Origin of the sequence: Vibrio sp. AND4, assembly GCF_000171815.1 — a bacterium.
In the GTDB taxonomy this organism is placed as follows: Bacteria; Pseudomonadota; Gammaproteobacteria; order Enterobacterales; family Vibrionaceae; genus Vibrio.
Genome location: NZ_ABGR01000098.1, coordinates 1 through 1,771, shown reverse-complemented (window position 1 = coordinate 1,771; position 1,771 = coordinate 1). Strand labels below are relative to the sequence as shown.

The following is a 1,771-nucleotide window of genomic DNA, read 5'->3' as shown; positions in this document are numbered from 1 at the left end:
GGTCATTGCCGAGATGTAATCTGCAATGACCCGCATTTTCGCGCCCTCGGTCGCCGCATCTTGCCACAATGATTGGGTATGTTTTGGAAGTAGGCGTTCAGGCGCGGCACTTAGCGCTTCAAACAAATCCATAATGATCTGTTGCCCTTTGTACTCGACAATCTGAACTTGATGCACTTGGATCACATACTGACTCACAAAACGCTTAAGCACTTCAAGCGCTTTTGCCATCTGCGGTTCCAGACACGCATTCCAAGCCAATAATGGGTTGTCGAAAGGTTCATCGACCACCTTGATTGAAATGCTAGTCAGCAGCGCATTGACCATACCACCAATCGCATCTTTGCGTTCATGATGTTTGCCACTAAACAGCATCTGTCCAATGGACTCAATGTGCTTCTCAAACCAAGTATCGCCGCAATTCGCTAATTGATCGGCTGCTCCCTCTTGCCAAAGTTCACGAGTGACCATGCCTAGCACAATCGCATCTTCTAAATCATGTACGCCATAAGCGATGTCATCTGCGAGTTCCATGATCGAACAGTCGAGTGACTTAAAACGGGTTTTACAATGTTCAAACTCTGATTCTGGGCGACAACGCATTTGGCTTAACAAGGCCCTATCATTGTCGGTCAAGGGGGCAATGACCCAATCGAATAAGTTTTTATCGCAGTCGTAAATGCCTTTTGCTGGGCTCCAGTTTTTGGCTTTTAATTTGCGCTGGTGTTCTGCAGGCTCCGGCAGGCAAACTGCGCGAGTTTGGCTAAGAAGAGCTGGGTATTTGATCAGGCCGAGTAAAGCGCGGCGTGATAGGTTCATGCCGAAGTGCTCGGTATAAGGTTCTAGTTTAGTGACGATACGAAACGTTTGGGCATTACCTTCAAACCCGCCGTGATCTCGCATCATGTAGTTCAGCGCGACTTCACCACCATGTCCATAGGGCGGGTGGCCAATGTCGTGGGCCAAACAGAGAGAATCAATCAAGCTGTCAGAAGGGAGCAGCTCTCGGAACTCCGGTTGTTTCTTCTTTAGCTGAGCTACAATCCCCGTGCCCAATTGCGCCGCTTCGAGAGAGTGGGTCAAACGGGTACGGTGAAAGTCTTCCAAGCTGTTTCCATGGACCTGAGTTTTCGCCTGCAAGCGGCGGAACGCGGCTGAGTGCAGAATACGAGCTCGGTCTCTTTGGTAGGGACTACGATGATCGTCACGGCGGATTTTATGTTCATCATCATGGCGCTCTTGCCATAAGGTATCTAATTCAAACGACACTTTTCTCTCCATCAACTAGCTGATTTCATCCAGCGATAATTCAAAGCTTGAGGCAAAGGTATGAAGGAAGTATTCCATTTCCGGTGTTTTGCGTTCTTGCAGAGTGATATCGAGGCGCTTTTTCGCGAGGGCAAATTCGTGGTTGCCCGTACTTAGCTCTTCGAGGCATTTAAGGTATGCACAGATGGAGTCAGCTTGCTTGACGATCAATGCATCGTCTTCGTGCGCAGAGTGCGACAACAGGTAGGGCGCAAAATCATCTTGGAATTCTTCAGGCAACATGGAGAGCAGTTTTTGCTCAGCTGCAGCTTCTATCTTCTTATATTCTTTTGATATTTCAGGGTTGTAGTATTTTACGGGCGTCGGTAAATCCCCCGTCAGCACTTCACTGGAATCGTGGTACATAGCGAGAATAGCAATGCGCTCGGGGTTCAAATTACCACCAAACTTCTTGTTTTTAATCAACGCGAGGGCATGAGCGACAAACGCGACTTGCAAGCTG

Annotated in this window: 2 protein-coding genes; both read right to left on the bottom strand. The window is 48.4% G+C overall.

Features of this window, described 5'->3' with window-relative positions; translation table 11 throughout:
• On the bottom strand, nt 1-1,281 hold a 1,281-nt coding region (locus AND4_RS18870; RefSeq protein ID WP_043991933.1), incomplete at its 3' end, for an anti-phage deoxyguanosine triphosphatase.
• Nucleotides 1,282-1,284: 3 nt separating this feature from the next.
• A partial coding sequence (gene yfbR / locus AND4_RS18865) for a 5'-deoxynucleotidase (RefSeq protein ID WP_009844589.1) occupies nt 1,285-1,771 on the bottom strand: 487 nt, incomplete at its 5' end.